The 22,275-nt window shown below is 65.6% G+C and carries 24 protein-coding genes; 14 read left to right on the forward strand and 10 right to left on the reverse strand.

The genetic code is table 11. The annotated features are described in order from the left end of the window. Positions 1–59: 59 nt before the first annotated feature. The 3 genes from AC5RW2_RS08360 to AC5RW2_RS08370 all read left to right on the forward strand — a co-directional run bounded on the left by AC5RW2_RS08360 (position 60) and on the right by AC5RW2_RS08370 (position 3,251). Entirely contained in the window at positions 60–596 is a 537-nt protein-coding gene (locus AC5RW2_RS08360) for a hypothetical protein (protein ID WP_493962961.1), read from the forward strand. Positions 597–817: 221 nt separating this feature from the next. Next, on the forward strand, positions 818–2,740 hold the full coding sequence (typA, locus tag AC5RW2_RS08365) for a translational GTPase TypA (RefSeq protein ID WP_493962960.1): 1,923 nt from the start codon (positions 818–820) through the stop codon (positions 2,738–2,740). 10 nt (positions 2,741–2,750) lie between these two features. Then, a complete protein-coding gene (locus tag AC5RW2_RS08370; protein WP_493962959.1) occupies positions 2,751–3,251 on the forward strand; it encodes a hypothetical protein in 501 nt (166 codons plus the stop codon). Between the two features lie 22 nt (positions 3,252–3,273). Here the strand turns inward: AC5RW2_RS08370 and AC5RW2_RS08375 are convergent, their stop codons facing one another. Next, positions 3,274–3,768: an ArsR/SmtB family transcription factor gene (locus AC5RW2_RS08375; protein ID WP_493949674.1), complete on the reverse strand. Its 495-nt coding sequence runs from the start codon at positions 3,766–3,768 to the stop codon at positions 3,274–3,276. 67 nt (positions 3,769–3,835) lie between these two features. On the opposite strand from AC5RW2_RS08375, the gene AC5RW2_RS08380 reads away from it, so the two are divergent. Beyond that, on the forward strand, positions 3,836–5,140 hold the full coding sequence (locus AC5RW2_RS08380; RefSeq protein ID WP_493962958.1) for an MFS transporter: 1,305 nt from the start codon (positions 3,836–3,838) through the stop codon (positions 5,138–5,140). Here the strand turns inward: AC5RW2_RS08380 and AC5RW2_RS08385 are convergent. Further along, positions 5,128–5,379, reverse strand: coding sequence for a putative acetyltransferase (locus AC5RW2_RS08385; RefSeq protein ID WP_493949676.1), 252 nt, complete (start codon positions 5,377–5,379; stop codon positions 5,128–5,130). The genes AC5RW2_RS08380 and AC5RW2_RS08385 overlap by 13 nt on opposite strands. Before the next feature lie 91 nt (positions 5,380–5,470). Here AC5RW2_RS08385 and fdxA point away from each other — a divergent pair, with 91 nt between their 5' ends. The 3 genes from fdxA (at position 5,471) to AC5RW2_RS08400 (ending at position 8,373) form a co-directional block, all read left to right on the forward strand. Next, positions 5,471–5,794, forward strand: coding sequence for a ferredoxin (gene fdxA, locus AC5RW2_RS08390; protein WP_493962957.1), 324 nt, complete (start codon positions 5,471–5,473; stop codon positions 5,792–5,794). 5 nt (positions 5,795–5,799) lie between these two features. Further along, positions 5,800–6,927: a succinyldiaminopimelate transaminase gene (gene dapC, locus AC5RW2_RS08395; protein WP_493962956.1), complete on the forward strand. Its 1,128-nt coding sequence runs from the start codon at positions 5,800–5,802 to the stop codon at positions 6,925–6,927. 162 nt (positions 6,928–7,089) lie between these two features. After that, positions 7,090–8,373, forward strand: a complete 1,284-nt coding sequence (locus tag AC5RW2_RS08400; RefSeq protein ID WP_493949679.1) for a citrate synthase — start codon at positions 7,090–7,092, stop codon at positions 8,371–8,373. A gap of 225 nt (positions 8,374–8,598) precedes the next feature. On the opposite strand, the gene galE is transcribed toward AC5RW2_RS08400, so the two are convergent. Beyond that, complete coding sequence (gene galE / locus AC5RW2_RS08405) at positions 8,599–9,612, reverse strand: UDP-glucose 4-epimerase GalE (protein WP_493962955.1); 1,014 nt, start codon at positions 9,610–9,612, stop codon at positions 8,599–8,601. Between the two features lie 181 nt (positions 9,613–9,793). On the opposite strand from galE, the gene AC5RW2_RS08410 reads away from it, so the two are divergent. After that, positions 9,794–10,405, forward strand: a complete 612-nt coding sequence (locus AC5RW2_RS08410; protein ID WP_493962954.1) for a hypothetical protein — start codon at positions 9,794–9,796, stop codon at positions 10,403–10,405. Between the two features lie 15 nt (positions 10,406–10,420). On the opposite strand, the gene AC5RW2_RS08415 is transcribed toward AC5RW2_RS08410, so the two are convergent. Both AC5RW2_RS08415 and dapD read right to left on the reverse strand, forming a co-directional pair. Next, positions 10,421–11,281 (reverse strand): hypothetical protein, encoded by an 861-nt coding sequence (locus AC5RW2_RS08415; protein WP_493949682.1) that lies wholly within the window; start codon positions 11,279–11,281, stop codon positions 10,421–10,423. Positions 11,282–11,302: 21 nt separating this feature from the next. Next, positions 11,303–12,274: a 2,3,4,5-tetrahydropyridine-2,6-dicarboxylate N-succinyltransferase gene (gene dapD, locus AC5RW2_RS08420; protein WP_493962953.1), complete on the reverse strand. Its 972-nt coding sequence runs from the start codon at positions 12,272–12,274 to the stop codon at positions 11,303–11,305. Between the two features lie 77 nt (positions 12,275–12,351). Here dapD and dapE point away from each other — a divergent pair, with 77 nt between their 5' ends. After that, positions 12,352–13,440 (forward strand): succinyl-diaminopimelate desuccinylase, encoded by a 1,089-nt coding sequence (gene dapE / locus AC5RW2_RS08425; protein ID WP_493949684.1) that lies wholly within the window; start codon positions 12,352–12,354, stop codon positions 13,438–13,440. Positions 13,441–13,538: 98 nt separating this feature from the next. Here the strand turns inward: dapE and AC5RW2_RS08430 are convergent, their stop codons facing one another. The 4 genes from AC5RW2_RS08430 to AC5RW2_RS08445 all read right to left on the reverse strand — a co-directional run bounded on the left by AC5RW2_RS08430 (position 13,539) and on the right by AC5RW2_RS08445 (position 16,897). Beyond that, the gene (locus AC5RW2_RS08430; RefSeq protein ID WP_493949685.1) at positions 13,539–14,402 is read right to left on the reverse strand and encodes an amino acid ABC transporter permease; all 864 of its coding nucleotides are present in this window, start codon (positions 14,400–14,402) and stop codon (positions 13,539–13,541) included. Continuing rightward, the gene (locus AC5RW2_RS08435; protein ID WP_493962952.1) at positions 14,399–15,094 is read right to left on the reverse strand and encodes an amino acid ABC transporter permease; all 696 of its coding nucleotides are present in this window, start codon (positions 15,092–15,094) and stop codon (positions 14,399–14,401) included. The genes AC5RW2_RS08430 and AC5RW2_RS08435 overlap by 4 nt, the downstream gene beginning before the upstream one ends. Before the next feature lie 67 nt (positions 15,095–15,161). Further along, a complete protein-coding gene (locus tag AC5RW2_RS08440) occupies positions 15,162–16,025 on the reverse strand; it encodes a glutamate ABC transporter substrate-binding protein (protein ID WP_493949687.1) in 864 nt (287 codons plus the stop codon). 53 nt (positions 16,026–16,078) lie between these two features. Further along, positions 16,079–16,897, reverse strand: a complete 819-nt coding sequence (locus AC5RW2_RS08445; protein WP_493949688.1) for an amino acid ABC transporter ATP-binding protein — start codon at positions 16,895–16,897, stop codon at positions 16,079–16,081. A gap of 164 nt (positions 16,898–17,061) precedes the next feature. Between AC5RW2_RS08445 and AC5RW2_RS08450 the strand changes: the two genes are divergently transcribed. The 5 genes from AC5RW2_RS08450 to AC5RW2_RS08470 all read left to right on the forward strand — a co-directional run bounded on the left by AC5RW2_RS08450 (position 17,062) and on the right by AC5RW2_RS08470 (position 21,462). After that, positions 17,062–17,844 carry an LOG family protein gene (locus AC5RW2_RS08450; protein WP_493949689.1) on the forward strand — a complete coding sequence of 261 codons (783 nt, stop codon included), beginning with the start codon at positions 17,062–17,064 and terminating at the stop codon, positions 17,842–17,844. 33 nt (positions 17,845–17,877) lie between these two features. Then, a complete protein-coding gene (locus AC5RW2_RS08455; RefSeq protein ID WP_493962951.1) occupies positions 17,878–18,252 on the forward strand; it encodes a DivIVA domain-containing protein in 375 nt (124 codons plus the stop codon). Beyond that, positions 18,249–19,493 carry a hypothetical protein gene (locus AC5RW2_RS08460; RefSeq protein ID WP_493962950.1) on the forward strand — a complete coding sequence of 415 codons (1,245 nt, stop codon included), beginning with the start codon at positions 18,249–18,251 and terminating at the stop codon, positions 19,491–19,493. The genes AC5RW2_RS08455 and AC5RW2_RS08460 overlap by 4 nt, the downstream gene beginning before the upstream one ends. A gap of 175 nt (positions 19,494–19,668) precedes the next feature. Continuing rightward, entirely contained in the window at positions 19,669–19,848 is a 180-nt protein-coding gene (locus AC5RW2_RS08465; protein WP_127511285.1) for a DUF3117 domain-containing protein, read from the forward strand. A 12-nt stretch (positions 19,849–19,860) separates the two neighbouring features. Beyond that, on the forward strand, positions 19,861–21,462 hold the full coding sequence (locus tag AC5RW2_RS08470) for a leucyl aminopeptidase family protein (RefSeq protein WP_493962949.1): 1,602 nt from the start codon (positions 19,861–19,863) through the stop codon (positions 21,460–21,462). 71 nt (positions 21,463–21,533) lie between these two features. On the opposite strand, the gene AC5RW2_RS08475 is transcribed toward AC5RW2_RS08470, so the two are convergent. Beyond that, positions 21,534–22,166, reverse strand: a complete 633-nt coding sequence (locus tag AC5RW2_RS08475) for an O-methyltransferase (protein WP_493949693.1) — start codon at positions 22,164–22,166, stop codon at positions 21,534–21,536. Positions 22,167–22,275 lie beyond the last annotated feature (109 nt).

Genomic DNA, 22,275 nt, shown 5'->3' on the forward strand with positions numbered 1-22,275 from the left:
CCCGGCCGGTGCGTCAGTCGACCGCACCGGCCGGGCTCTCGTCCACGTCAGGAGTGTCAGTGGTTCGCAGCATCAACATCGAGGCGATCGAAAAAGGCATCGGCTCCAGCTGGTCCAAGGTCGAGGACTTCCTGACCAGCATAGAGGCCACAACGCTCAGCCACCAGGAGATCGCCCGTGCCTTGAATGAGTCCGGCTTGGCCCAGGGCTGGTGGGCACAGTCGGCGACAGTGGCCTTCGAACAGCAGATCGGCCGCCGCCAGCCGGGCCAGGACTGCGACGGCGAGTTCCAGACCTCGGTGAGCAGGACGGTACGCGGCAGCATGGACCAGGCGCGGGACAGGTGGGTTGCCATGGTCGGCGGCGCGGAGGAATTCTCCGGCATTGCGGTGACCCGCGGACCCGAGTTGAGCGACACCGCAAAATGGCGCTACTGGCGCTGCGGCTTGGCTGACGGCTCCCGGGTCAACGTGCACATCTATGAGAAGGCAGCGGGCAAGTCCTCCGTCGGACTGCAGCATGAACGGCTGGAGTCGGTGGAGCAGCTCGACCACTGGCGTGTCTTCTGGAAGGCCAAACTCGGCGAGTTGGCCTAACGGCCCGAGCTGGTTTGCGCCTGCCAAGACGCCGGATGAAGCAGGCGCGAGCCAGTGCTTGAGGCCGGTTTTCGGCACGGAAAGGGGCTTCGGCCCCGGTCTCCGTTAGGCCATCAGTGGCACGGCGGATTACAATGGAGTGCCTACCCGCATCCGGGCACGGCGCTGGCTGTCCGATATTAGGCCCAGGTTCCATGTAATCCACGGAAGAGTAATCCCGCATGTCTGAAACCACCGCATCGACGCAGAGCGCCGTTCGCAGCGACCTTCGCAACGTCGCCATCGTAGCCCACGTCGACCACGGGAAGACCACCCTCGTGGACGCCATGCTGAAGCACACAGGTGCCTTCTCCAGCCACGGCGAAACCGAAGAGCGCGTCATGGACTCCGGGGAACTGGAACGTGAAAAGGGCATTACCATCCTGGCCAAGAACACCACCGTGTTCTACTCCGGTCCTGCCGCCCAGGGCGAAACCATCACCATCAGCGTGATCGACACCCCGGGCCACGCCGATTTCGGCGGCGAGGTGGAGCGCGGCCTGTCCATGGTGGACGGCGTGGTCCTGCTGGTTGATGCTTCCGAGGGCCCGCTGCCGCAGACCCGCTTTGTACTGCGCAAGGCGCTGGCCGCCAAGCTCCCCGTTATCCTGGTCGTCAACAAGACCGACCGTCCGGACGCCCGCATCGACGCCGTCGTTGCCGAGGCGATGGACCTGCTGCTGGGCCTGGCCTCCGACCTGGCCGACGAAGTCCCCGATCTGGACCTGGACGCCGTGCTCAACGTTCCCGTGGTCTATGCCTCCGGCAAGGCCGGCCGCGCCTCGCTGACCCAGCCCGCCGACGGCACCCTGCCGGAGGACGAGGACCTGGAGCCGCTGTTCGCCACCATCATGGAGCACGTCCCCGCCCCGTCCTACAACCCGGACGGCGTGCTGCAGGCCCACGTGACCAACCTTGACGCTTCCCCGTTCCTGGGCCGCCTGGCGCTGCTGCGCATCTACAACGGCACCCTGCAGAAGGGGCAGACCGTGGCTTGGGCCCGCCAGGACGGCCAGTTGAAGAACGTTCGGATCTCCGAATTGCTGGCCACCAAGGGACTGACGCGTGTTCCGGCGGAATCGGCCGGCCCGGGCGAGATTGTCGCCGTCGCCGGCATCGAGGACATCACCATCGGCGAAACCCTGACCGACGCCGAGAATCCGCAGCCGCTGCCGCTCATTACGGTGGATGATCCGGCCATCTCGATGACCATCGGCATCAACACCTCGCCGCTGGCCGGCAGGGTCAAGGGCGCCAAAGTGACCGCCCGCCAGGTCAAGGACCGGCTGGACAAGGAGTTGGTGGGCAACGTCTCGCTGAAGGTGCTGCCGACCGAGCGTCCGGACGCCTGGGAGGTCCAGGGCCGCGGCGAGCTGGCACTGGCCATCCTGGTGGAGCAGATGCGCCGCGAGGGTTTTGAGCTGACCGTGGGCAAGCCCCAGGTTGTCACCAAGACGATCGACGGCAAGGTGCATGAGCCGATGGAGCACATGACCATCGACGTGCCCGAGGAGTACCTCGGCGCGGTGACCCAGTTGATGGCCGCCCGCAAGGGCCGGATGGTCAACATGGCCAACCACGGCACCGGTTGGGTCCGGATGGAATTCATCGTGCCGGCCCGCGGCCTCATTGGCTTCCGCACCCGGTTCATGACCGAAACCCGGGGCGCCGGCATCGCTGCGTCCATCTCCGAGGGCTACGAGCCGTGGTCCGGGCCGATCGAATACCGCACGAACGGTTCGATGGTGGCCGACCGCGCCGGCGTGGTCACTCCGTTCGCGATGATCAACCTGCAGGAGCGCGGCTCCTTCTTCGTCCAGCCCACATCGGAGGTCTACGAAGGCATGATCGTCGGCGAGAACTCGCGGGCGGATGACATGGATGTGAACATCACCAAGGAAAAGAAGCTCACCAACATGCGTGCCGCTTCCTCCGAAAGCTTCGAGAACCTCACGCCGCCGCGGACACTGACGCTGGAAGAGTCGCTCGAATTCGCCCGCGAGGACGAATGCGTCGAGGTCACTCCGGAGGCTATCCGGATTCGTAAGTTGGTCCTGGACGCGAACGAGCGGCTCAAGGCCGCCCGTGCGCGCGCCAGGGCATAAACTGGACCGTATGACAGAGCAGAGGCAACCCGCCGGAGACCACGGCGGGTTGCCTTCCGCTCTTAACCAACCCGGCCAGGCGCCGGAACGGCGTGAGGCACGACGGCGGCGTCCCCCCTTCCAGGGCTGGGGCACCGCTGTTTTCGGTGCGGTGGTGACGGCGGTCGTGGGGACCGCCCTGCACTCGCAGATTCTCTATGCGGAGGGCGCCAGCTATCCGTGGGGAGCCGCAGCAGCTCTGTTGTTCGCCCTGGCGGTGATGGTCTGGGCCGGGCTCAAGGCGCGCAATGTCCTGATCGCCGGCCTGACGGGTGTTCTCTCGTACGTTCTCGTTGGCCTGATGGCCTTGGCCCCGGGAACCGAGCCTCTGATTGTCACGGGGACGTCCGCAGCGGTGGAATTGCCCATTGCAGTGGCGGGCCGGATCTGGATGATCGGCCTGGTTCCGGCCACGCTTGCGGCGATGCTGGTCTGCATCTGGGCGCTGAAACCGCGGCGGGCCAAAGCCTGACCCATCCGTGGGCGGGCGGTGCTCAGTTGGCCGTTTGGTCCAAATGGTGGGCCATGAAGATTGAGGTTGCGGTCCCGTCTTCGTCGGCGGGCAGCATTGCGTATTCCTCAAAGATGGCGTGGATCTTCGCCAGCATCTCGTTGCGGTGCGCGTCGTTGAGCTTGATACCCATTCGCGTCGTTTCGATCTCGTCCGGGGCCAGCCCTTCAATCTCCTGCAGGAAGGTCTCCACCAGCACGGGCGCCGCGTCCGGCATCTTGGCACCCCAGGACATTCGGGTTGCCCGGTAGGGGACTTCCTTGGCGCCCCGGTTGCCCTTGCGCGGTGCCTCGGCCTCCAGGAAGCCGGTGTTGAGCAGTGTGCGCACATGGTGCAGCGACGTGGCCGGATTCAGGCCGAGCAGTTCCGCGATTTCCTTATTGGTCCGGGACCGGTGCAGGCAGAGCCGGAGAATGCGCAGCCTGACCGGTGAGCTGAGCGCCCGCCCGGTGGCTTGCAGGTCCTGATCCGAAGGCATGCATCCAGCATACGACACCGGCGGCATAATGATTGACTTTCCCCAATCGCTGACCGAGACTGTGACGGTGACCGAGCCGCCCGCCTTGGATGCTGCCGAAGCCGGACCTTCCGCGCTGCGGGGAGCACCGCCGTCGTTATGGCGGGACAGGAACTTCGCCGCCTTCTGGTCAGCCCAAACCATCAGCCAATTCGGGGTGCAGGTTGGTCACCTGGCCATGCCGGTGCTCGCGGTGGTCATTCTTGGCGCCAGCGAATTCCAACTGGGCGTGCTCAACGCCAGTGCCACCGCAGCATTCCTGCTGATCGGGCTGCCGGCCGGGGCGTGGGTGGACCGCTGGCTCAAGCGGCAGGTGATGATCACTGCGGACCTGGTGCGGGCCGCCGCCATGCTGTCCGTGCCGCTGCTGTGGTGGATGGACTCCCTGGAGATGTGGCACCTGTTCGCGGTAGCGGGGGTGCTGGGCGTCGCCACCGTGTTCTTCGATGTGGCGTACCAGAGTTACGTGCCGGTGCTGGTGCACAGCGATCAGGTTCCGGAGGCCAACTCCAAGCTGGAGAGCACCGCGCAGTTGGCGCGGATGGGCGGGCCGGCGGCGGGCGGCGGTCTGCTGCAGGTGATCGCGGCACCGCTGCTGTTCCTGGCCGACACCGTGGGCTATCTTTTCTCGGCGCTGTTCCTGGCCCGTACCCGGGACCGCGAAGTGCGTCCGTCCCGGCACGGCCGGCGACCGCTGGCCGTCGAAATCAAGGAGGGGCTGGGCTTCGTGGTGCGGCATCCGCTGATCAGCCGGATTGCTGCCTGCACGGGCCTCACGAATTTCTTCGCGGGTTTGGCGTCTACGCTTTTTCCCCTCCTGGTGCTCCGCGAGCTGGGTCTGGGAGCGGGCTCGCTGGGGCTGGTCTATTCGGTGGCTGCGGCCGGGGGACTGCTGGGCGCGGTGGCGGCGCCAAGGTTGGCCAGGGCGACCGGTGAGGGAGCCCTGATTCCGCTGGCCAGCATCGCGTCGGCGGTCTTCCTGCTGTCGATGCCGTTGTCGGTGCTGATGCCGGACAATGCCTCTGCGCTGGTCCTGTTGGTGGTCGGCGAGGCCGGCCTCTCCTTCTGCTCGCTGGTCTACAACGTCATGCAGGTGACCATGCGGCAGCGGGTGTGCCCGCCCCGGCTGCTGGGAAGAATGAACGCCTCGATCCGGTTTGTGGTGTACGGCGTGCTGCCGCTCGCCGGGCTGCTGGCCGGCGTGCTGGGCCAAGTCATCGGGTTGGTGCCCACTCTGTGGATCGGCGCAGCCGGGTCCTTCCTCGCGGCGACGCCGGTGCTGTTCTCGCCGCTGTGGTCCCTGCGCCAACTGCCGGACAGCTACGAGGCCTGACCGCGGGCCCGCGGACCGCGCCGCGGCGGTGCAGGCGGCACCTGCTTGGCCGCGGTCACCGCGGACAGCGGGACAACGACGTCGCCGCGGCGCGCCGTCCTGACCGTGCAGCTGTCGGCATCCGCTGCCAGCAATTCACCCAGGGCGTCCGTCAACCCGCCGTCAATCCGGTAGCGGACCACCACCCGCGTTCCGGGCGCGGCCGAGGCAAGGAAGGCGGCGGGAGTAGCGGGGATCACGTGACCATCCTAGGGGTGCGTCCTCCGGCTGGGGAGATAATGGTCCCAAGCGATACGCTTGGGCTAACTGTTCAGAAAGGTGCTGACGGACGTGACGTACGTAATCGCACAGCCGTGCGTGGATGTAAAAGACAAGGCATGTATCGAAGAATGCCCAGTGGACTGTATCTACGAAGGTGAACGGGCCCTGTACATCCATCCGGATGAATGTGTCGACTGCGGTGCGTGCGAACCGGTGTGCCCGGTGGAAGCAATCTACTACGAGGATGACACTCCCGAGGAGTGGGCCGACTACTACAGGGCGAACGTGGAGTTCTTCGACGACCTGGGTTCCCCGGGCGGTGCTGCCAAGCTGGGCAACACCCACAAGGACCATCCGCTGATCGCCGCGCTGCCGCCGCAGAACCAAGACTGAAATCGATGAGTTCTTTCGGCCTGCAGCTGCCGGAGTACCCGTGGGATGCCATGGTGCCCTATGCGCAGAAGGCGGCAGAGCACCCCGGCGGCGCAGTGAATCTGTCCATCGGCACGCCGGTTGACCCTACTCCAACCGTTATCCGCGAGGCGTTGACCGCCGCCGCCGACGCCCCGGGCTATCCGACCACGCACGGCACTGCCGAACTGCGCGCAGCGATAGCCGATTGGTTTGCCCGCCGTCGCAATGTTTCCGGAATGGATGCGGAGGCGATCATGCCCACGGTCGGTTCCAAGGAACTTGTCGCCTGGCTGCCGACGCTGCTGGGGCTCGGCGAGGGCGACGTGGTGGTGCGGCCCGTCGTCGCGTATCCCACCTACGACATGGGCGCCATCCTGGCCGGAGCCACGCCGGTGGCTGCCGACAGCCTGGCCGAACTGGACGCGCAGACCAGAAGCCGGGTGAGGCTGGTGTGGGTCAACTCGCCGGGGAACCCCACCGGCATTGTCCGCGACCAGGACGAACTGCGCGCCCTGGTGGAGGACGCCCGGAGGCTGGGCGCCGTCGTCGCCTCCGACGAATGCTACGCGGAACTGGGCTGGGGCAGGTGGGACACTGCGCGCAGCGGACAGACCGTTCCCAGCGTGCTGGATCCCGCGGTGGCGCAGGGCTCGCACCAGGGCCTGCTGTGCACTTATTCGCTCAGCAAGCAATCGAACCTCGCCGGCTACCGGGCGGCCTTCCTGGCCGGAGACCCGGAACTGATGCCCAACCTGATCAACAGCCGTAAGCACGCGGGCATGATCGTGCCGTTCCCGGTGCAGGCCGCGATGCGTGCCGCGCTGCAAGACGACGCACACGTGCAGGCCCAGAAAGACCTGTACCGGGGCCGGCGGGAGCGGCTGTTGCCGGCGCTGGAGAAGTTCGGCCTGCAGATCCACCATTCAGAGGCCGGGCTATACCTGTGGGGGACTGCGGGAGAAGATACGTGGACAACCGTGGGCCGCTTTGCCGAACTGGGCATCGTGATCGGGCCCGGGGTGTTTTACGGCGAAGCCGGAAACGGCTACGTCCGGGTGGCGCTGACCGGCAGCGACGAACGCATCGACGCCGCCGTCGAGCGGCTTTCCTGACCTCGCGCAGGCGGCTCCTTACTGTGGATGTGAACAAAAATGTGAGTCCCGGATTAGATATATCGGTGACTGTGCGGGTAGCGTTTTACCCGAGTATGTGCATGCTCAGTGCTACAAGCGCCCGGCGTGCCGTAAGCTTCTAAACCTCCTGAAGGGGACTCAATGACTGAGAGCACCGGTGCCACGCTGCACTTCGATGGCGGCGAACTAGAACTCCCACGGCTCAAGGCGGCCGAAGGCAACGATGGCTATGACGTATCCAAGCTGCTGAAGCAGACCGGCGCCGTCACCTTCGATCCCGGATTCATGAATACCGCGGCGACCACCTCCGCCATCACCTACATCGACGGCGACGCCGGTGTGCTCCGCTACCGCGGCTACCCGATCGAGCAGCTCGCCGAGCACTCGTCCTTCCTGGAAGTGTCCTACCTGCTGATCTACGGCGAACTGCCCACTCCCACCGAGCTGGAAACCTTCGACCACAAGATCCGCCGCCACACGCTGCTGCATGAGGAGCTCAAGGGCTTCTTCGGAGGGTTCCCCCGCGACGCACACCCGATGCCGGTGCTGTCCTCCGCGGTCAGCGCGCTGTCCACCTTCTACCAGGACTCGCTGGATCCGTTCGATGACGAGCAGGTGGAACTTTCCACCATCCGCCTGATGGCCAAGCTGCCGGTGATCGCCGCGTACGCGCACAAGAAGTCCATCGGCCAAGCGCTGCTGTACCCGGACAACTCCATGAACCTGGTGGAGAACTACCTGCGGCTGAGCTTCGGCCTGCCGGCCGAGCCCTACGAGCTGGACCCGACCGTGGTCAAGGCGCTGGACCTGCTGCTGATCCTGCACGCAGACCACGAGCAGAACTGCTCCACGTCCACCGTGCGCCTGGTGGGCAGCTCGAACGCCAACATGTTCGCGTCCGTCTCCGCCGGCATCAACGCCCTGTTCGGCCCGCTGCACGGCGGCGCCAACGAGGCCGTGCTGAACATGCTCCGCCAGATCCAGGCCAGCGGCCAGGAGCCGGAGCAGTTCATGGAGAAGGTCAAGAACAAGGAAGAAGGCGTGCGCCTGATGGGCTTCGGGCACCGCGTCTACAAGAACTACGATCCGCGCGCCCGCCTGGTCAAAGCCACGGCACACGAGATCCTGGGCAAGCTCGGTGGCAACGATGAGCTGCTGGACATCGCCATGCGCCTGGAAGAGAAGGCGCTGGCGGATGACTACTTCATCGAGCGCAAACTGTACCCGAACGTGGACTTCTACACCGGCCTGATCTACAAGGCCATGGGCTTCCCGGAGAAGATGTTCACCGTGCTGTTCGCCATCGGCCGCCTGCCGGGCTGGATCGCCCAGTGGCGCGAAATGATCAAGGATCCGCAGACCAAGATCGGCCGCCCGCGCCAGCTCTACACGGGCGCCCTAGAGCGCCAGTACCCGGCGCGCTGACACCCACCTGCAGAACGACGGCGGACCTCCGCCTTAACATCGACGGCCCCCGGAGCAATCCGGGGGCCGTCTGCATCTCCGGGAGGAGTCGGGTGTTATCGTTAGCGCGCATCGCCGACCGAGGAACGAGGGGAAGAGAGCAGCGAGGGACCCGGCCTGAGCTTGCGAAGGTCGGGAAGCTGCGAACGGCTAAGCGCGTCGATGACACCCGGCTCCAACAACCGGTTAGCTGGCGTAGCCGTTCGGGTTGTTCTTCTGCCAGCGCCAGTGGTCCTCGCACATCTGTTCCAGATTCTTCACCGCGGACCAGCCGAGTTCGGCCAGCGCAGCAGACGGATCGGCGTAGCTGACGGCGGCGTCGCCGGGACGGCGGTCGGTCAGCTCGTAGGGGATGTCGAACCCTGCCGCCTTGCCGAACGCGGCCAGAACTTCCAGCACGGACGAGCCCTTGCCGGTGCCCAGGTTCCAGCGGCGCACTCCGGACCGTTGCGCGATGAAGTCCAGTGCGGCCAAATGTCCGGCGGCCAGGTCCATCACGTGGATGTAGTCGCGCACGCCGGTGCCATCCGGCGTCGGGTAGTCGCTGCCGAAGACCCGGACCTTGTCCCGGCGGCCCACGGCCACTTGGGCCACAAACGGCAGCAAGTTGTTCGGTACACCGGTCGGATCTTCGCCGATCCGTCCGGACTCATGGGCGCCCACCGGATTGAAGTAGCGCAGCAGGGCCACGTGCCAGCGTGGGTCGGAGGCGCCCAGATCAGACAGGATGTCTTCGATCTGCTCCTTGGTCCGGCCGTAAGGGTTGATCGCGTCCAGCGGCAACTTCTCGGTCAACGGCACTTCCTCGGTGGAACCGTACACGGTGGCAGAGGAGCTGAAGACGATGGTGCGCACGTCGTGGGCATCCATCGCCCGGAGCAGGTTCAGCGTCCCGCCCACGTTGTTGTGATAGTAGTGCAGCGGTTTTTCCACCGACTCGCCTACGGCCTTCAAACCGGCAAAGTGGATCACGGCGTCCACCGCTTCGGCCTCCAGCACCCGGTTCAACGCGGCCTCATCCAGGAGGTCGACGTGGTGAAACCGTGCTTCCCTGCCCGCAAGCTGCTGGACCCGGCGCAACGACTCCTGGCTGGAATTGGCCAGATTGTCGAGCACCACCACGTCATGGCCGGCTTCCAGCAGGGCGAGGGTGGTGTGCGAGCCGATGAAGCCGGTTCCTCCGGTGACCAGAATTCTCATGCTTACCAGCTTAGTAGTCCGGCTCAGTTCCCCCGGCCGTGTCCGCTCCCGGCCTGCTGGAGGGGCTGGACAGCTAGGTCTAGAGTTGAGCTACCGGCAGCAGCGGAAACCCATGCGCCCACCGCAGCGGGAGCGTCTAGTCTGCGCTGCTCTCGCCGGTGAGCGAAAGGATGCGGACCGGATGCACCATACAGGTGGACCGGGGTGGCGGGTTACCGCCGACACCTCGGGGCATATGCTGCTGGCCCTGTATCTTCGTGACGCCGCCGGTCTGGCCGGTGTCGGGTCACCGGCGGTCTCACCGGTGTTGCCTACCGTCCGCACCGCCGATCCACGCCAGCTGACCGCCGATGTCGGCGGCCTCTCAGCGTTGCGCGGCGAGTGGGAACAGTGGTGGGAGGATCTGGTCCGCGAGCGTCCGGGAAGCGCCACCAAGCTGGCTCCGCCATCGTTTCCCGCCTTTGCCGGCAGCCCGGCCTTGCAGCGGCTGCTTCAAGCCCATTTCGGTGCAGCGATGAGTTGGTCACGGGCAAGGATGGCCGAGTATGGAAAGCTGGCGCAGGAGCGCGAAGCCAAGGGTAAGTCAGGGCTTATCCGTGAACTGGTTCAGGACCGGGAGATGGAACTGGGGCGTGCGGCGCGGTCTTTCGAGTTGAAGTTGATCGAGCTTCCGCTGTGCGAGCCCCGCGCCTGGTTCGTGGACCCGGACCGAATCCTGATGTCCCAGACGCTGATGGACGACGAAACCACCTTCCGCAGCTACGTGCAGCCCATCGTTGAGCTTGTGGTTTAACGCCGTCGGGGCGGTTCAGGCCTCGGTGCCTTGCGCCACGGTCACCACCACATAGCTGGTGTCGGTATTGGCGGGGACCCAGCCGCCGTCGCCGCGCTGCCAGCTCAAGCCTGCATAGGCGACCGATTCCAGGTTGAGCTGCTTGGCGGACGCGACTGCCCACTGGGCAACGGCCCATCCCCGTTCATCGGTGGCGGCCACCCGGAGTTCGCGTCCGGCGACGGCCATGTCCAAACCGGGATGCACGGCGGCCAGCTGTGCCAGCACCGCCGTCGGGTCGCCGGTCGTCTCGGCGTCCTTGAGCACACAGTTCAAGGCGGCAGGGGAGTGGCCGGTCAGTGCCGAAGCAAAGGCCTTGGCCTCGGCCTCATGGTCCGCGTAGGCCATCGGATAGGCGCTGCGTTGTACCGTCTGGGCGGCGTCCGTCACCGGCATCGACTCATAGTTTGGAACCTGTTCGAGCACCTCGTAAAACTTGTTGGCCGCATACACCGGGTCCTGCACCTGCTCTTCGGTGCCCCAGCCTTGCGACGGCCGCTGCTGGAACAATCCTCGGGAGTCGGGCCCGGCCGCGTCGCCATAGTCGATATTGCGCAGCTTGGACTCCTGGATGGCCGTCGCCAGGGCGATCGACGCTGCGCGTGCGGGCAGTCCGCGCTCTATGGAGATTCCGGAGATCAGCGCGGCGTTCGCAGCCTGGTCCGGCGCTAGTTCGAACGTTTCAGAGCCAACGACGGCGATGCACCGCTCCCTGACCAGCGTTTGGCTGCGGTCAATCGCGGTGGCCGCGAAGTAGACGGCGCCGCCGACCAGGGCCAGCAGGACGATCAGGCTGACCAAGCTGCGTCTCCGGCGTGTGCGCGCTGCCCTGGACATGGCGGTGGCGTGAGCGTGCTGCTAGTTGGCGTGCAGGACCGAGTTGAGCTCCACGCTCTGGCCCTTGCGCGGCAGGACTTCCACTGCGCCGCTGGTGGAGTTGCGGCGGAACAGCAGATTGGACATGCCGGAGAGTTCCACAGCCTTGACCTGGCGGTGGTCCCCGCTGGCGACGTCGAGGAGGCTGACCCGGGTCCCGGCGGTAACGTAAAGGCCGGCCTCGACGACGCAATCGTCGCCGATGCTGATGCCGACGCCGGAGTTGGCGCCCAGCAAGACCCGCTCACCGATGCTGATCCGTTCCTTGCCGCCGCCGGAGAGCGTGCCCATGATCGAGGCGCCGCCGCCGACGTCGGAACCGTCCGCCACGATGACGCCCGCGGAGATGCGGCCTTCCACCATGGACGTGCCCAGCGTGCCGGCGTTGAAGTTGACGAAGCCTTCATGCATCACGGTGGTGCCGGCGGCCAGATGAGCGCCCAGCCGGACGCGGTCGGCATCAGCAATCCGTACGCCGGAGGGGATCACGTAATCAACCATGCGGGGGAACTTGTCCACGCCGTACACAGTCACCTGCCCGCGGCGGCGCAGGCGGCGGCGAACGGATTCGAACCCTTCCACGGCGCACGGACCGAAATTAGTCCACACCACATTGGCCAGCTGGCCGAAGACGCCGTCCATGTTCAGCGAGTTGGGTTCGACGAGGCGATGGGAGAGCAAGTGCAGGCGCAGGTAGGCATCCGCGGTGTCCGCCGGAGGGGCGTCCAGGTCGATGCTGCGGCTGAGGACCTCAAGATGGGTGCCGCGGTCGGCGTCAGCGCCGTCGGCGGCATCGGCAGCAAGGTCGTTCTCGGCGTCTTGTCCGGCCGGAGGGGTACCCAAGGCCGGCGCGGGATACCAGACATCCAGGACGGCGCCGGTGTCGGTGACAGTGGCCAGTCCGGTGCCATAGGCGGTGCGGGGCGCGGTTGCAGCCGGGGTGCTCTCAGTCATGGCTTCAAGTCTACCGAGCGTGCCTGGCGCATCAGGTACGTTGAGGGTGCCGCGGGTCGGCTGGCTAAGCTGGGGAAGTGACTTCCACCATCGCCCTGGACCTGACCGCCGACGTCGCTGACCTGACCGCCGCGCTGATCGACATCAATAGCGTTTCCGGGAATGAAACGGCGCTGGCCGACGCCGTCGAGAATGCTTTGCGCACCCTGCCGCACCTCGAGGTGGTCCGGGATGGCGACGCAGTGGTGGCCCGCACGCAGTTGGGGCGCGCGGAGCGGGTCATCCTGGCTGGGCATCTGGACACCGTGCCGCTGCCGGCTGTTGCCGGCTCCCGCGGTACCGTGCCGTCGGAGTGGGACGGGACCGTACTCTACGGGCGCGGTGCGACCGACATGAAGGGCGGGGTAGCCGTGCAGTTGGCCCTGGCCGCCGAACTCACCGCGCCGGGCCGTGACGTCACCTACGTCTTCTACGATCACGAAGAAGTTGAAGCTTCGCTGAGCGGACTGGGCCGGTTGGTGCGCAACCACCCGCAGTTGCTGCAGGGCGACTTCGCGATCCTGCTGGAACCAACCAATGGAACCGTGGAAGGCGGCTGCAACGGCACCGCCCGGTTCGAGGTCTGCACCGTCGGACAAGCTGCGCATTCCGCGCGGGCGTGGATGGGGATCAACGCCATCCACGCCGCTGCGGAGATTTTGGCCCGGCTCCGTGACCATGAACCGGCTACCGTCACGGTGGACGGGCTGGAGTACCGCGAGAGCTTGAATGCCGTAAAAATCAATGGCGGCACGGCCGGAAACGTCATCCCGGATAGCACCACGGTGGAAGTCAATTACCGGTTCGCCCCCGACAAGTCGCCCGAGGACGCCGAGCGCTATGTACGTAACCTGCTGGAGGGCTTTACCGTGGTGCGAACCGATGCTGCCGCGGGAGCCCGCCCGGGTCTGAACCATCCCGCGGCCGCTGACTTCGTTGCCGCCGTGGGGGCGGAGCCAAAGCCCAAATACGGCTGGACCGACGTCGCCCGCTTCAGCGAGCTGGGCATTCCGGCGGTCAACTTCGGCCCCGGCGACGCGCTGCTGGCGCACACCGACAACGAACATGTTCCCGCAGAGGCCGTCCGTGAATGTCTGGCGGCGCTGCGACGCTGGCTAGCGGACTGACATCGCGGCAGAGCCCCGTGGCCCGGCTGCGGAGCAAAGATAAAGGGGAGGATGCCAAGGCACCCTCCCCTTTCTTTCGCCGCTTTCGCCAGCCTGTATCAGACCTTGACGGCCATCGGCTGGGTAGTGAGCGGCTCCGTCTTGCCCGAGGTCCGGCTGCTGAGGAACCGCGACAGCCAATTGGCCAGCCAGGACAGAGCGAAATTGATGATGATGAAAAGGACCGCTGCCACCGTCAGCGACTGCAGGATCGGGCCGGCAGAGCCATAAATCTGCATGGACCGGAGCAGCTCAGAGTAACTGATGATGTAACCGAGGGCGGAGTCCTTCAAAATCACCACGAACTGACTAACCAAGGCCGGCAGCATAGCCACCAGTGCCTGGGGCAGTTCGATGCTCCGCAGCGACTGGGTGCGGGTCATACCGATGGCCATGCCGGCTTCGCGCTGGCCCTTGGGGAGGCCGAATACGCCCGATCGGACCAGTTCGGCGATGACTGAACCGTTGTACAAGGTCAGCGCGACGACCACGGCATAGAACGGAATGTCCGCAGGGGTGCCGACTTGCAGTTGGCCGAACAGCAGCCAGAAGAAAATCATCATCAGCAGCACGGGGACGGCCCGCAGGAATTCGACGATCACGCCGGAAACCAGCCGGACCACGGGGTTGGCTGCAAGCCGGCCCACGCCAAAGAGCAATCCGAAGACCACCGACGTGACGATCGCGACCGCTGCGGCCTTAAAGGTGTTCATCAAGCCCGGCAGAATAGTGAACTGCCAGACGTCCCCCGTCAGGAAGGGGGTCCACAGCTCAGGCGCCAACTGCCCCTTGTCGTTGAGGGCCTTCAGTACGAAGAAGGCGGCAGCCAAAAAAATCACGATGCCGACGACATTGGTTACCGTGATCCGGGTCCGCGCCTTGGGCCCAGGCGCGTCGAAGAGGACGCTTTGTCTGATGTTCATCGTGCCACCGCCAGTTTTGTGGAGAGCCATGTGGTCAACAGCCCGATGGGTATCACGATAATGATGAAACCGGCGGCAAACGTGGCGAAGATGGCCATGATGACATCCGGCCGGAATTCGATCATGGTCTTCATCAGGCCGGCGGCTTCGGCCACCGACGCTGCGGTCGCCACCGTTGTGTTCTTGGTGAGTGCGATCAGCACGTTGCCCAAGGGGGCGACGGCGCCGCGGAAGGCCTGCGGCAGGATGATCATCCGCGCCGCCGGCAGGAAGCTCAGACCGATGGCACGGGCTGCTTCGGCCTGGCCCAGCGGCACGGTGTTGACGCCGCTGCGGATCGCTTCGCAAACGAAGGCGGCATGGTAAACCGACAGCCCAACGATGGCCCAAAGGAAGAAGTTGAAGTCGAAGTCGCTGGACAGGTTTAGTTGCAACTGGAACACGAGGACCAAGATGCAGAAGGTCATGATGATGGTCAGCGGTGTATTGCGGAAAACGTTGACGTAGGCCGCGCCTGCCCAGCGGAAGCTCGGCACTGGCGAGATGCGCATCAGCGCCAGGACGGTTCCCAGCACCAAGGAGCCCAAGGCTGCCCAGAAGGTTAGCTGAACATTCACCCACAAGGCGCCGATGACGTCGTAACTCTCCAGCGCCGTCAGATAGCTCTGGAAATACTCGGACAATCTGTCCATCCCCTTTCGGTGGGAAGAGGCAGGTCATGCTGTGGGGCGGGAAATCCCCGCCCCACAGCAGCTATTGCTAGGCGCAGGATGTGCCCGGCTTCGGCGGGTTCAGTTTCGTGTTGTAGCTGTAGTCCACACCCTCGGTGTTCTTCTTCAAGGCTTCTTCCCAAGCTCCGTCGTCGACCATCTTGTTGATGGCCGCATTGATGTCGGCGCACTTGTCGGTACCCTTGGGCAGGCCGACGCCGTACCTCTCCTCGGAGAACGGCTTGCCGACCACCTTGTACTTGCCAGCGTTGTTCGGCTGCGCGGCCAGGCCGGCCAGGATGATGTCGTCGGTGGTTACGGCGTCGATCTGGCCGCCCTGCATGGCAGTAACGCATTCTGCGTAGCTGGGCCGCTCGACGAGGTTCACGTTGGCTGCGTGCTCTTCCTTGATCCGCTGGGCAGAGGTGGAACCGGTGACCGAGCACAGGTTCTTGCCATTGAGCGAGTCAGGGCCGGTGATGGAGTTGTCGTCCGCGCGGACCAGGAGGTCTTGGCCAGCCACGAAGTACGGACCGGCGAAGTCAACGGTCTTCTTCCGCTCATCGGTAATCGAGTAAGTAGCGAAGATCATGTCCACCTGCTTGTTGGCAAGCATGTTCTCCCGGTTGGCCGAGGGGGACTCGACGAATTCGATTTGGCCCTCCGGGTAGCCCAGCTCGTTAGCCACATACTTGGCTACATCCACGTCGAAGCCGCTGAACTTTCCGCTGGAGGAAAAGCCCAGGCCCGGCTGGTCGTACTTGATGCCGATGCGGATCTTCTCGCCGCCGCCGCTGCCGCCGGAGGCCTCACCGCCGCCGCCACCTGCATTGCCGCCACCGCCGCCGCAGGCGGACAGCACGAGCGCGGCTCCGGCTGCCATGGCAGCTAGTCCATAACGGGTCTTTCGCATGTTTTCTCCTTGCGTTGTCGGCCCCTTCAGTGAGGGGCCAGGTGTGTAAGGGGTTAGTGTTCGAGGATCTTGCCCAGGAAGTCCTTGGCCCGGTCGCTCTGCGGGTTGGTGAAGAATTCTTCCGGCGTGGCCTGCTCCACGATTTTGCCGTCGGCCATGAAAATCACCCGGTCCGCCGCCTTGCGCGCGAAGCCCATCTCGTGCGTCACCACGATCATGGTCATGCCTTCCTTGGCCAACTGCACCATGGTGTCCAGCACTTCGTTGATCATTTCCGGGTCCAGCGCCGAGGTGGGCTCGTCGAAGAGCATCACCTTTGGTTTCATCGCCAGCGCCCGGGCAATCGCCACGCGCTGCTGCTGGCCGCCGGAGAGCTGCGCCGGCAGCTTCTGCGACTGGTTGGCCACGCCTACCCGATCCAGCAGGCCCATCGCCAGTTCCTTGGCCTCGGACTGCTTCATCCCCTTGACCTTGATCGGGCCCAGAGTAACGTTCTCCAGAATCGATTTATGGGCAAAGAGATTGAAGGACTGGAACACCATGCCGACGTCGGCGCGCAGTTTGGCCAGCGCCTTGCCCTCGGCCGGCAGCTTGATGCCGTCAATGAGGATCTCGCCGTCGTCGATGGTTTCCAACCGGTTGATCGCCCGGCAGAGCGTCGATTTGCCGGAGCCTGACGGCCCGATCACCACCACCACTTCACCCTTGGTGACCTCCAGGTTGATGTCCTGCAGCACGTGGAGGGCGCCGAAGTGCTTGTTGACGTTCTTCAAGGAGACCAGCGGCTGACCCGTCGGGGTGGCAGACCTGGCTCCGGTTACCGCCGCCGGAGCAGCAGGCGGCGTTTCTCTGTGCGATTCGTCACTGGTCATGAAACGAATCTAGCGAAAGATTCCCTTCAAGCAATGCATTCCGCCCCGTCGGTCGCAATCGTGATTTAAGAGCAACCTGCCCAAGAAGTACCACACACGCCGAATCGTAGCCGAATCGATGGAAAAATTGCCCCGGATGTCCACTGCGTCTGTAGCCTTGGGAAATGACAAACCAGCAAGATGTTCCGCTGCCGTCCCAACTCCCCGGCGCTCCGAAGGTCCGTTTCAAGGGGCCGGTTGAACTGCGGCGCGGCCAAGCGGACATCCCGCAGGCCGACCAGTACCTGCTGGATACCAAGGACCGGGCGGAATTCACGCACACGGATCCGTGGCGGGTGCTGCGGATCCAGAGTGAGTTCGTGGAAGGCTTCGGCACCTTGGCCGATCTTGGCCCCGCGATCAGCGTTTTCGGTTCCGCCCGCACCAAGTCGGGCAGCAAGCATTACGCCATCGCGGAAGAGATTGGGCGTTTGCTGGTCCGGCAGAACTTCGCTGTCATCACCGGCGGGGGGCCCGGTTCAATGGAGGCGGCCAACAAGGGGGCCAGCGAGGCCGGCGGGGTCTCCGTGGGACTGGGCATTGAGTTGCCGTTTGAGCAAGGGCTGAACGACTGGGTGGACCTGGGCATCAATTTCCGGTACTTCTTCGCCCGCAAGACCATGTTCGTCAAGTATGCGCAGGGGTTCATCGTGCTCCCCGGCGGCTTGGGGACTATGGACGAACTGTTCGAGGCCATGGTGCTTGTCCAGACCAAGAAGGTGACGACCTTCCCGATTGTGCTGGTTGGCACCGCTTTCTGGTCGCCGTTGATCGACTGGATCCGCAACACTCTGTTGTCCGAAGCGATGATCGCGGAGGTCGACCTGGACCTGATCAGCGTGGTGGATACGGCCGAGGAAGCAGTCCAGCAGATCGTCTCCGGGCTGTCTGCCCGCACCGGTTTCTAAGCCAGCCGGACAACCCTCTGGCACGATGGTCCTGTGAGCGTATTTCTGGTTTTCCTTGCCATCGCCGTCGCGGGCGCGGCTGCTGTTGCCGCGTCCGGACGCTGGGGCCGGAAGAAGGCAACCGGAGGCGATGACGCCGGCGAGGGCTGGGAAGCCGGGCAGGTAGCAGCCCTGCACGGACTCAGCGAGCACGAGGCGCGGCTGCCGGCGGTGCTGCTGCCCGAACATCCACGCGCCGAGGACCTGGACAGCCTGCGGTTTTCCACTGCGTTGCGGGGCTACCGGATGGACCAAGTGGACGAAGTGCTGGAGGTCCTGCGGGCCGAGCTGGGCGCCAAGGAGCGCCTGATCCGGCAGCTGAGCCAGCCACAGCACGACGGCGGTGCCCGCCCGGCGCGGGAAGGATGACTCGGGTGCAGGACCGTCTTCCGCGGACGCGGGTGCTGCGGGAGGCTGTGAGCGCCGAGTTTTACTTCTGGCGCCAGCGGATCGCCCGGTGGCCGTGGTGGGTCCAGGTCACCCTGCTCTACGCCTTGTCCCGGGTGTATTCACTGCTGGTGTTCCTTGCGGTGGCCCGTCAGCAAGGCTCGAATCCGTGGACCGACGCGCATCCCGACTATCTCTCCTTCATCGGCATTTGGGACAGCGCCTGGTACCAGCAGGTCTATTTGGAAGGCTATCCGGCGGATATTCCGCGCGGTCTGGACGGGCGGGCCGTGGAGAACCAATGGGCGTTCTACGCGCTCTTCCCTGGCATTGTTCGGGGCCTGGCGGCGGTCACCGGGCTGGGCTGGCACTTGCTGGCCCCGCTGGTTGCCACGATCGCCGGCTTCGCGGCCGTGCTGGTGATCTTCAAACTCTTCCGCCGTTTTGCGCCACATGGCACCGCACTCTGGGGCGTGGCGTTTGTGGCGGTCTTTCCGGTCTCGCCGATCCTCCAGGTGCCGTATGCGGAGTCGCTGAACCTGGCGCTGCTGGCGGCATCGCTGTTGTTGCTGGTGCAGCGGAAATACCTGTTGGCGATTCCGGTAGTGGTGCTGATGTGCCTGTCCCGGCCGGTGGGCGTGCCGTTCGCCGCGCTCGCCTGGCTGCACCTGCTGTGGCGGATCAAGCGGCGACGGACGGACCCGCTGGAGACCCCGGAGTTTCTCCGGTCAGCAGCGCTGGCGCTGGTCAGCTGTGCCGCTGCCGTGGCCTGGCCGCTGTTGGCTTGGTCGGTCACCGGGGAACTGACCGCGTATACCGACACGGAGACTGCCTGGCGGGGGGAAGACCTGGTCCTGTTCAGGCCGTGGTTCGACATGGGCGTGCACTTGTTCGGGCCGTTGGGCGGAATGATGGCGCCCCTGCTGCTTGTCGCCGTGACAGCCTGGTTCCTGTGCAGCGCACCGGCCCGGAGCATCGGCTCAGACCTGAGACTGTGGTGCGTCTGCTATCTGGGCTACCTGCTGGCCTTCCTGCACCCGCAGACCAGCACATTCCGGCTGCTGCTTCCGCTCTTCCCGCTGGCCTTGGCAGCAGCCTTCGTCTCGCGCAGCCGGGCCTACCGCATTTGCTTGGCCGTGATGTTCCTGGCAGGGCAGATTGTGTGGGTGACCTGGCTCTGGTCCTGGTCGCAACTACCCGGCGGCGGGGACTATCCGCCGTAGCGGCAGAGGCCTGCACGTCGCACCACGCCGGGACGGAATTAGCACCCGGTTGTGATGTACGCGATAATAGGAAGTGGTTGGACATGGCGGCCACGTAAATGAAGGCCGTTGATGTGAGGTTGGCGCGCAGGGCGATCACAGATCGGCCTGCCCCATGGCGGAAGGGAATTCCCAGATGGCTGCGATGAAACCGCGTACCGGTGACGGTCCGATGGAAGTGACCAAGGAGGGGCGCAGCCTCATCCTTCGGGTTCCCATCGACGGCGGCGGGCGTCTGGTGCTGGAGCTCAACGCCGAAGAAGCGGGCAATCTCAAAGACTGCCTGCTGGGCGTCACCAGCGACGTGGCGAGCTAGGAACCGTTTGCTGTGAGCCGCGTTCCCGCCACCGCAGCGGAACACACCGCCCACCATCTGGAGTCGACCCTGGCGGAGCCGCCGATGGCGCTGGTCCAGGCGGTCCCCGGACTTGGCCGCGGAGAGTCGCCGGTACGGGGCGCCGGCGGGGTCACGGTTGTTGCCGTGCCGATTGCCGCCGGTGAGGGCGGCGCTGAGCGGGCCACGCCGCAGCCGCGCCACGGTGCAGGCGAGGCGGCGGCGGACTTCGGCGTCGACGTTGTGGCCCTGGCCGAGGTCCACGGGATCTCTGGCAAGGCCGGCGACGTGCTGGCAGTGCCGGCCCCGCCGCACGCCCAAGGGCTGCCCTCGCGCCTGGTTCTGATCGGGCTGGGCAGCGGCAGCCCCACCGAGCTGCGCAAGGCCGGGGCCGCCTTGGCGCGGGCGACGATGGGCACTGACAGCGTGCGCACCACCGCCGTCGACAGTTTGCCAAAAGAGCTGCAGCAGGCGTTTATCGAAGGATTCCTGCTTGGCGGCTACCGCCCCCCGCGTGCCGGCGCCTCAGCCGCGCCAAAGCCGATGGCGGCAGTTTTGGAAGTCACCGGTCTGGCCGACGGGGCGGCCGCCACTGCCGCCACCGCCGCCCGGGCCACCTGGCTGGCCCGGGACCTGGCGAACATGCCTTCCAACGTGAAGAACCCGGAGTGGATGGCCGGCCAGGCCGGGCGGCTCGCCGGGGCCAGCGGCTTGAGCATCCACGTCTGGGACGACAATCAGTTGGCCGTGGAGGGCTTCGGCGGACTGCTGGCGGTGGGATCGGCGTCTCCGACCCCGCCCAGGCTGGTCCAGCTGGACTACACGCCGGCACGCGCCGGCAAGGACACCAAACACATCGTGATCGTCGGCAAGGGCATCACCTTCGACACCGGCGGGCTGTCGCTCAAGCCGCGCGAACCCATGGTTCCGATGAAGACCGATATGGCGGGCGCCGGCGTCGTCATGGCGGTACTGGCTGCTGCTGCCGAGCTGGGAGTGGAGCACCGTGTCACCGGACTGCTCGCCTTGGCCGAGAACTCGATCGGCGCCGGTTCCTACCGGCCGGGCGACGTGGTCACCGTCTACAACGGCACCACGGTGGAGATCGGCAACACCGACGCCGAAGGCCGCATGGTGCTGGCCGACGCACTCGCCTACGCCACGGCGCGGCTGCAGCCCGACGTCCTGGTGGATATTGCGACCCTCACCGGTGCCGCGTCCATGGGTCTGGGCAAGCGGCATGCAGCGCTCTACGGCACGCAGCCAGGCCTGCTGCGCGCCTTCGAAGCCGCTGGCGAGGCTACCGGGGAACGGGTCTGGCAAATGCCGCTGGACGAGGTGGCGGCCGAGTACCGCTTCGCACTGGAGTCGAGCATTGCCGACATTTCCCACATTGCTTCGCAGACGTCGAAGGTGGGCGGCGGATCGATCACCGCGGCGCTGTTCCTGCGCGAGTTCGTTGGCGGGACCCCGTGGATCCATCTGGACATCGCCGGTCCGGCCCGTGCCGACTCCGACCGGGCCGAAGTCAGCAAGGGCGCCACTGGCTACGGTGCCCGGCTGCTGTTGTCCTTTTTGCGCTCCTACCGGGGCTAGGCCGGTGCGGCCCGCGGGTGGGCACGCGCCGCCACACCAGAGCCCGCCGGGGGGTCGGCGCCGCAGGGCCGTCAGCGTTTGACGGCCAGCAGCAGCCCGTCGCCGGTCGGCAGGATGGTGGACACCAGCTGGTCGTTCTCGCGGATAGCCTTGCCGACCTTGCGCAGCGTGGTGGTGGACTCTTCGCGGATGGCCGGGTTCGAGACCCGGTCATGGTCCAGCGCATCGTTGACAATCAGCATGCCGCCACGCTTGAGCAGCCGGACAGCTTGCTCCACGTACAGCGGGTAGGAGGGCTTGTCGGCATCGACAAAGACCAGGTCATAGGCATTGTCCGTCAGCCGCGGCAGCACGTCCGCCGCGCGGCCGGAGATGGTGCGGGTGCGGTTGCCGGGGATCCCGGCATCAACAAAAGCCTGGCGTGCGGCCCGCAGATGGTCCACATCCGCGTCGATCGTGGTCAGCACCGCGGCCGGGGGCAGTCCGCGCAGCAAGCACACTCCTGATACGCCCGCGCCGGAACCGATTTCCACCACGGTCTGCGCTTTGGTCCCGGCGGCCAGAACAGTCAAGGCCGCGCCGACGCCGGGTCCCACGGCTGCCACTCCCAGCTCGTAGGAACGTTCCCGGGCCCGCAGCAGGACGTCATCCTCGGCGGGAAGCCCCTCCGTGTAGGACCAACTCGTCTGCTTGTCGGCGCTCATGGATCATCGCTTTCTCTTCAGGTTCTTGAGGGGAACGGCCAAGGGCCGCAGTGCCAAGCCTACTGCCAGAAATAGCCGGATTTCCGCGCATGCGGCAGGATCCAGGGCC

The sequence above is a fragment of the Arthrobacter sp. B0316-1-20 genome (assembly GCF_059091865.1).

Coding starts and splice junctions, on each gene's coding strand:
- typA (WP_493962960.1), top strand. CDS start 818: ATGTCTGAAACCACCGCATCGACGCAGAGCGCCGTTCGCAGCGACCTT.
- AC5RW2_RS08370 (WP_493962959.1), top strand. CDS start 2,751: ATGACAGAGCAGAGGCAACCCGCCGGAGACCACGGCGGGTTGCCTTCC.
- AC5RW2_RS08375 (WP_493949674.1), bottom strand. CDS start 3,768: ATGCCTTCGGATCAGGACCTGCAAGCCACCGGGCGGGCGCTCAGCTCA.
- dapC (WP_493962956.1), top strand. CDS start 5,800: ATGAGTTCTTTCGGCCTGCAGCTGCCGGAGTACCCGTGGGATGCCATG.
- AC5RW2_RS08400 (WP_493949679.1), top strand. CDS start 7,090: ATGACTGAGAGCACCGGTGCCACGCTGCACTTCGATGGCGGCGAACTA.
- galE (WP_493962955.1), bottom strand. CDS start 9,612: ATGAGAATTCTGGTCACCGGAGGAACCGGCTTCATCGGCTCGCACACC.
- AC5RW2_RS08410 (WP_493962954.1), top strand. CDS start 9,794: ATGCACCATACAGGTGGACCGGGGTGGCGGGTTACCGCCGACACCTCG.
- AC5RW2_RS08415 (WP_493949682.1), bottom strand. CDS start 11,281: ATGTCCAGGGCAGCGCGCACACGCCGGAGACGCAGCTTGGTCAGCCTG.
- dapD (WP_493962953.1), bottom strand. CDS start 12,274: ATGACTGAGAGCACCCCGGCTGCAACCGCGCCCCGCACCGCCTATGGC.
- AC5RW2_RS08430 (WP_493949685.1), bottom strand. CDS start 14,402: ATGAACATCAGACAAAGCGTCCTCTTCGACGCGCCTGGGCCCAAGGCG.
- AC5RW2_RS08435 (WP_493962952.1), bottom strand. CDS start 15,094: ATGGACAGATTGTCCGAGTATTTCCAGAGCTATCTGACGGCGCTGGAG.
- AC5RW2_RS08440 (WP_493949687.1), bottom strand. CDS start 16,025: ATGCGAAAGACCCGTTATGGACTAGCTGCCATGGCAGCCGGAGCCGCG.
- AC5RW2_RS08445 (WP_493949688.1), bottom strand. CDS start 16,897: ATGACCAGTGACGAATCGCACAGAGAAACGCCGCCTGCTGCTCCGGCG.
- AC5RW2_RS08450 (WP_493949689.1), top strand. CDS start 17,062: ATGACAAACCAGCAAGATGTTCCGCTGCCGTCCCAACTCCCCGGCGCT.
- AC5RW2_RS08460 (WP_493962950.1), top strand. CDS start 18,249: ATGACTCGGGTGCAGGACCGTCTTCCGCGGACGCGGGTGCTGCGGGAG.
- AC5RW2_RS08465 (WP_127511285.1), top strand. CDS start 19,669: ATGGCTGCGATGAAACCGCGTACCGGTGACGGTCCGATGGAAGTGACC.
- AC5RW2_RS08475 (WP_493949693.1), bottom strand. CDS start 22,166: ATGAGCGCCGACAAGCAGACGAGTTGGTCCTACACGGAGGGGCTTCCC.